General features: G+C 43.8%; 5 protein-coding genes and 1 pseudogene. 1 reads left to right on the top strand and 5 read right to left on the bottom strand.

Translation table 11 applies throughout. The features are described 5' to 3' along the window. The 5 genes and pseudogenes from V7K25_RS04735 to V7K25_RS04715 form a co-directional block, all read right to left on the bottom strand. Nucleotides 1–227: pseudogene (locus V7K25_RS04735) on the bottom strand (peptigoglycan-binding protein LysM); the annotation flags it as partial. 805 nt (nucleotides 228–1,032) lie between these two features. Beyond that, nucleotides 1,033–1,494: a tRNA (cytidine(34)-2'-O)-methyltransferase gene (locus tag V7K25_RS04730; RefSeq protein ID WP_335155530.1), complete on the bottom strand. Its 462-nt coding sequence runs from the start codon at nucleotides 1,492–1,494 to the stop codon at nucleotides 1,033–1,035. 451 nt (nucleotides 1,495–1,945) lie between these two features. After that, complete coding sequence (hpnH, locus tag V7K25_RS04725; protein ID WP_196523838.1) at nucleotides 1,946–2,965, bottom strand: adenosyl-hopene transferase HpnH; 1,020 nt, start codon at nucleotides 2,963–2,965, stop codon at nucleotides 1,946–1,948. Nucleotides 2,966–3,000: 35 nt separating this feature from the next. Continuing rightward, on the bottom strand, nucleotides 3,001–4,053 hold the full coding sequence (hpnA, locus tag V7K25_RS04720; protein WP_335155528.1) for a hopanoid-associated sugar epimerase: 1,053 nt from the start codon (nucleotides 4,051–4,053) through the stop codon (nucleotides 3,001–3,003). After that, the gene (locus V7K25_RS04715) at nucleotides 4,053–6,746 is read right to left on the bottom strand and encodes an efflux RND transporter permease subunit (RefSeq protein WP_335155526.1); all 2,694 of its coding nucleotides are present in this window, start codon (nucleotides 6,744–6,746) and stop codon (nucleotides 4,053–4,055) included. Before V7K25_RS04715 ends, hpnA begins: the two co-directional genes overlap by 1 nt. Here V7K25_RS04715 and V7K25_RS04710 point away from each other — a divergent pair. After that, entirely contained in the window at nucleotides 6,716–6,916 is a 201-nt protein-coding gene (locus V7K25_RS04710) for a hypothetical protein (RefSeq protein WP_335155535.1), read from the top strand. The two genes, V7K25_RS04715 and V7K25_RS04710, sit on opposite strands and share 31 nt — an antisense overlap. Nucleotides 6,917–6,923 lie beyond the last annotated feature (7 nt).

The following is a 6,923-nucleotide window of genomic DNA, read 5'->3' as shown; positions in this document are numbered from 1 at the left end:
GCCTTTTGGCTACCTACAGGCACTGCTGCTTGGGCTTGATCGCTTTGTCGAGTCACCAAAAGGCTGGTTGCTCCCATAGAGATTGCCAAGCCAATCATGGCGGCTTTTGTCCGCACCCGGCGGTTAACTTTTGGATTTATCACATTTAGCAGTTCTACCGGGGCATCATCGCTGCTGGGGTTATTGTTCAACACAGCTTTCACTCTCTTTTTCAATGCTCGTTTCAAAGACGACCTCCTAATGATCACTAGCGCTTAACTGACCTTGATTTTTCAGTTGGATACTAGTAAATGATTTAGATCACAACGAATGATAGATCAAGATCACATTCACCAGAGATGCTTACGCAAGATTAACCTGCTTCTCTGATTTAAACAAGTTCACACGTATTAGCAAAACTTAAATTTTGCTATGTTTACTTGTCCGAACCACTCCTCACACCACTTCCTCACACCACTTAGGACGTTTTACTTTTTACCATTGTCCGCCATTGTCTTGCGTCAATCGCGGGGACTGGACAAACTATTTGCCAAGCCCATAGTCGCTGCCGAGAATTAAATTGCTGCGACTTCTGGAAAAGTGATGCCCCCCACTGTAGATATCTTCAAGATATTTCTACCCAATCAGTCTTCTTAACACGAGACTTTACGTTGATTATTCCCTAAAAAACAACCGTATGATCTATTGGCTACTTTGAGGCTACTTTCTAAGGTTGATCGAACTAAAATGGCTCAAATGTTTAATGTGACTGATTTTAACTCTTTTTACCCCCAATTTAGGATGCTTCAGATTCATCAAAATCTATCATTCAAATTTGGCAATATCCCAAGTTTTATATACAAATTTCTTATAATAACCTTCCTATCCTTGTAAGTATCTTCCACTACAATTTCGGAAAAGAACCAATTTTAGGTATCTTGTTTTACATATTATTGCAGTAATCAAGAAAACTTTGACTGCCACAAATCGTTCGTCTAATGGATACCTAGAAATTTTATAAGTATGTTTACTTATAACAATGAAGGTAAAGACCTATTGTAAATAGCCTAGCTGACGACGGGTTTCAAATAAGCTAATTGCTACACTCACTGAAAGATTCAAGCTGCGAACCCCCGGTTGGCTCATGGGAATATACAGAGTAGCATCACAATCTGACAAAATTGCTGGTGGTAAGCCGGTAGTTTCACTACCAAACAGCAACCAATCATCTGGTTGAAACTGAAAACTGACGTAATTACAATTTCCACCGACACTAAAACCCAAGCATCTGCCTCCACGCTGCTGATGTAAGGTTTTAAAGGCTTCTAGCGATTCATGATAGTGCAGTTTGACGTAAGGCCAGTAATCCAATCCTGCTCTTTTGAGGTAGCGATCGCTAATTTCAAATCCCAAAGGCCCCACCAAATGCAACTCTGTACCCGTAGCAGCACAAGTACGGGCAATATTACCTGTATTAGGAGGAATTTGTGGGTTAATTAAAACTACCTGGGGCATTGACCGTATAATCTACGTATTGTATAAAAAAATTTCTTGTCAATGTTAAATCTACCAAAGGGTAGAGGCGATTCATAGGTTTTGTTAATAATAATCAAGCATCCTTCATCAATTAGATTTTTAAAACGAAGTCCAAACGCTCCCAGAGCAATGTCTAAGAGGATGTTTAGTTAAAATCAGTAAATAATTAAGTTTTGTGTTGAAAGAGAAAGGGCTTGTGTGCTTTAGGGCTAGTAGCGCAAGGCGGAAGTCAAAAGTCACGCATAATAGTATTCCGAGCTTCTTGCGCCATTTGAAATAGTATGTTTTTTCCGCGCCTGCTTTACTAGTAGTCTGTCAAGCTAGTGGTCTATCGTATTATTTCTGAGGGGTTCGTAGTAAGCCTTAAAAATCTAGGACTTTAGTCCTTACTACAAACTTTTTTACCCATCAAAATTAATGACATAAATTACTAGCCCCTGCCAAACACACTGCCAAGGGCACGCGCCATATTTTGCGGTTGCATTGCATCCATTGCGGCAGTGGGTTCGTAGCCGCAGTGAACCATGCAATCGGCACATTTGGGATTACCACTCTTCTGGCCGTATTGACTCCAGTCTGTTTGTGCGAGTAATTCCTTGAAGGTAGAGTAATAACCTTCGTTTAGCAGATAGCAAGGTTTTTGCCAGCCAAGAACGCTATAACTAGGGCTACCCCAAGGTGTGCATTCGTAGTCCTTTTCACCAGTGAGAAAATCTAAGAACAGTGGATTGTGATTGAAGTTCCAGTTTTTTTCACCAGCTTTGTAGGGAGCCAGAATTTGCCGGAAGAGGGTGCGTGTTTGTTCTCGGTGGAGAAAATGATCCTGATCTGGTGCCCACTCGTAACTGTAACCGGGAGAAATCATCATCCCGTCAGTATTTAGCGTTTCCAGAAAGTCGAAGAACTCTTGCATATCTTTGGGTTCAGTACCCTCAAAGATAGTAGTGTTAGTGGTGACACGAAAGCCTTTAGCTTTAGCGGCACGAATGGCTTTGACAGCAATATCAAAAACACCTTTGCGATCGACACACTGATCGTGCAACTCCCGCATCCCATCTAAATGGACACTAAAAGTCAGGTAAGGAGAAGGTTGAAACTTATCCAAGCTCTTTTCTAACAACAAGCCATTGGTACACAAGTAAATATATTTCTTGCGCTCAATTAATCCCTGAACAATCTCATCAATCTGAGGATGTAGAAGCGGTTCTCCCCCCGGAATTGAAACAACCGGTGCGCCACACTCTTCTACTGCGGCAAAGCACTGTTCTGGGGTAAGATTTTGCTTTAAAATTTCCTTTGGATGTTGGATTTTACCACAACCAGTACAGGCTAGATTACACCGAAAAAGAGGTTCCAACATCAATACTAAGGGGAAGCGTTTACGTCCTTTCAAACGCTGGGTAACAAGATACTTCCCAATATCCATAGCTTGTTGTAGATTAACTGCCATTCTATTACTCCTCTGTTGATGAAAACACCACGTTCTTAACCCCAAGATTTATCTGTGGGGTCTTTAATTTTGAAATTTGAATTTTGAATTTTGAATTTCCCAGAGAGGTTGACATACCCCTGAGCAATAAACCAATCCACAGCATCCTTGAGTGCCACCTTTAACGGAGATTGAGGTAGACCCAACTCTCGTACAGCTTTGGCGGCATCGTAATACATAGGTTGTTTCGCCATCCGAACGCCATCCAATGGTACTGAGGGCGATTTTCCCAAGGGTGCGAGGATGTTTTCATCAACCCAGGCAACACTAAGAGGGAGCCAAGCGGGAACTGTTCGTTGAGGTGCGCTTAGACCTGTGATATCGGCGAGTTGTTCGAGCAGTTCCTTGAGGCTGAGGTTTTGATTACCTAAGATATAGCGATCGCCTGATTTACCCCGTTGCAAAGCCAGTAAATGTCCCCATGCCACATCCCGCACGTCGATAAAATTCAAACCAGTATCTAAGTAAAAGGGCATTTGCCGTCTTAAAAACCGTAGGATTATATCACCTGTCGGGGTAGGTTTGATATCCAATGGGCCAATTGGGCTGCTGGGATTGACTATAACTACTTCCTGGCCTTTAGCAACGGCTTGCATGGCTTCTTGTTCAGCGAGAAACTTAGACTTTTTGTAGTCACTCACCAACTTTTCTAAGGGACTCTGATGTGTTTCATCGACGACTTGGCCAGATGAGCCTACCCCAATTGCCGCTACTGAACTAGTATAAACGGTGCGTTCAATGTCAGCTTTGCGGGCTGCTGCTAATACATTGCGCGTACCCAGGACATTGTTATGGTGAAGTGACTCCCGATCTGTTTGCCACAGGGAATAATGGGCTGCCACATGAAATAGATATTGACAACCTCTCATCTGTTGCCAGAGATTTGGATCGTTCAAATCGCCTTTGACAATTTCCACCTCTAAACCGCGTAGATTCTCCAAATTGCTGCTTGAGCGTACTAGGGCTTTGACATCATATCCCTGTTGCAGCAACAACCGTACTAAGTGGGCACCAATAAAGCCCGTACCCCCGGTGACAAAAACTTGCATCAACTTCTCTCCCTCGTCTGAAATCGGGGAAACCAATCATCCAAAATTGCGTAGACTACCGGCACAACTATCAAACTGAGGATAGTTGAAGTCACCAGTCCACCAGCGATCGCTACAGCCATTGGCGATCGCAATTCCGAACCAGCGCCAAAACCTAATGCGATCGGTAGCATCCCTAAAATAGTGGAGGCAGTGGTCATCATAATTGGTCTGAGGCGCACTAGTCCGGTGTTCAGGATTGCCTCGGTGCGGTCTAAGCCAGCGTTGCGTAACTGATTGATGTAATCTACCAGTAAAATGGCATTTTTATTTGCCAGCCCCAGCAAAAAGACGAAGCCGATCAGTGAGATCATGCCAAAGTCGCTTTTGGTGATTAGTAATGCCAACATTGCGCCCACTAGTGCTAAAGGCAAAGAGACACCGATCACCAGAGGGTCTACCCAGCTTTTGAACAGTAAAATTAGTACGATGACAATACAAAGAGCAGATAAAGCTAGAGTACTGCCAAAACTGCTAAAAACCTTACCTTGGCTAGCAGAGTCTCCACCTAAATTTAAAGAAACATTAGGGGGTAACACTGCCTTAGCTTCAGCTACCACTTTGTCAGTAGCATCACCCAAGGATAAATCCTTGCCAAGATTAGCACTCACATAAGCTACTCGTTGATTATTCAGACGCTCGATTTGAAAAACTGTACCCTGTGGATTCGTTTCACCTGTGACTGTGACATCAGCGAATCCCGGTAGTCTCTGAATTCTCTCTTTAATTGCTTTGACTGCTTTGCTTAAGGCTTGGAGATCGTTACCGCTTAAAGCTATCTGGAGGGGTTTTTGACCGCCAGAATCGACAAATTGAATATCTTCGACACTAGTAGTTACCCCAGAAATAGTAGGTAACGAGGAGCGGAATTGGTCTTGTAGTTCGGCAGTTGTGATTTTGCGGTCTTTTTTAAGCTTTACATAGAGTGTGCCTTTGTTCGGCTCACCCTCACGAGAACCAACAGTGGTAAATACCGTTTCAACTGCTGGTGATTTTCTTACAACCTCTTCTAGTTTCTTTGCAACCTCAAGAGAATCATTTAAAGGATTGGGAATGGGGATTGGGGATTGGGGATTGGGGTTTATCCCCTGCTCCCCTGCTTCTCTGCCCCCCTGCCCCTCTGCTCCACTAGGGATACTCGGCAAAGGAGCCGTATAAGCAATATTAAATTCGCCGCGATCGAGTTTAGGAATAAAGCCTTTGGGAATTAGTGGAATCAGTGCTATACCTGCGATGAAGCTAAGTACAGCTAACCCGATAACTATCTTGCGGTGATTCAAAGACCAACTCAGCAAGTTTCTGTAAAATTGGGTAAAGGCTACCCAGATTTTTGCTTCTCGACGCGGGGAGAGCGAGGATTTAGGTTTCAGCCAGTAGATAGCGAGAACTGGAGATAAAGTCCGAGCAACTAGCATAGAAGCGAGCATTGCAGCTGAAACAGTGATGCCGAAAGGCTTGAAGAACTGACCGATTACCCCACCCATTAAACCTATGGGTAGAAAAACTGCTACTGCTGTCAAAGTGGCTGCGGTGACTGTCAACCCAATCTCATTTGTAGCTAAAAGCGCTGCTTGACGAGGAGTTTCCCCATCTTCTACGTGTCGCATGATGTTTTCCACATCAACGATCGCATCATCAACAATACTACCAATCACCAAAGCTAAAGCCAGCAGGGTAATTGTTTCCAGGTTAAAGCCGAAAATCGCCATGACGATAAACGTCGCCAACAAAGAGGTAGGAATCGCCAAGGCAGAAATTAGGGTGGCTCGCCAATTCCATAGAAAAGGGAAAATTACCACTATTGACAACAAGACTGCTTCCATCAGCGCATCAATTGTTGACTGTGTGGCTCGACGAATATATTCTGCTTGAGTGGCAGCTAAAGTGAGTTTGACATCCTTCAGACTAGACCGTAGCCTTTGGACTTCTTTTTCAACTCGACTCACCACTTCCAAGGTGTTAGCGCTACCACGTTTGATTACCTGAAATGCGAGCGCATCTTGCCCGTTGAACCGGACTAATGTTGCCCCTGCTTGGGGGATAGCTGCACTCGCATTCAATGGATTTTGAGGAAGGGTTGCAGTAGCACCACCCAACAGTGAGACTTTTAGCACTCCTGGCAGTTTAGCGATCGCACTTACAATCTCGTCTTTCGCCAACTTTGTCAAATCTGTAAGATTCCGTGTGGGACTCTCAATGGCATAACTAATGGCGGCTGACTCATTTAAATTCAGGGGAATAATTTTAGAAGTCGCTCCTTGAGGTAGAGTCAACTGCTTGAGGGCAGTTTCAACTTTTTTGGTCGATGTTTCTAAATTCGTCCCAACGGCGAAAGAAAGGGCAACGGCTGTTTGACTAGGATAAGTGGATGAGCGAATATTCTCCAGTCCTTCTAGGGAGCGGAGGCGTTCTTCCAGGGGTTTAGTGAGCTTTGCCTCTGTATCCAGGGCAGTTGTCAGGGGGGCTGTAGCATTCACAACCACCACTGGAAATGTAATATCTGGAAACAAGGCATACTTGAGGGAACTGAAAGCCAGAACACCAGCTACTGTTACGGCAATCCAAAAACTCACTGTCAGCCACGAAAATTGAATCGCCAATTTAGAAATATTGAAGACTTCTCGTGCGGATTTGGAGTTATGAAGCTTTACCATCTTGGAAAATTATCGTGTGGGTGACACAATTATTTAGTCATGCTACAGCAATCACCTTCGGTTTGCGAGTTTTGGTTACTACTAAACAGCAATATTACTTATTGTCACTCAGATATGACCTAATCTTTAATACAAAAGGAAACTTCAAAGATGAAACTTGGTTCTGTTGAGCATAGG

It is taken from the genome of Nostoc sp. (genome assembly GCF_036919495.1).
Lineage (GTDB): Bacteria > Cyanobacteriota > Cyanobacteriia > Cyanobacteriales > Nostocaceae > Nostoc.
This window is presented reverse-complemented; position numbering and strand designations above follow the sequence as displayed.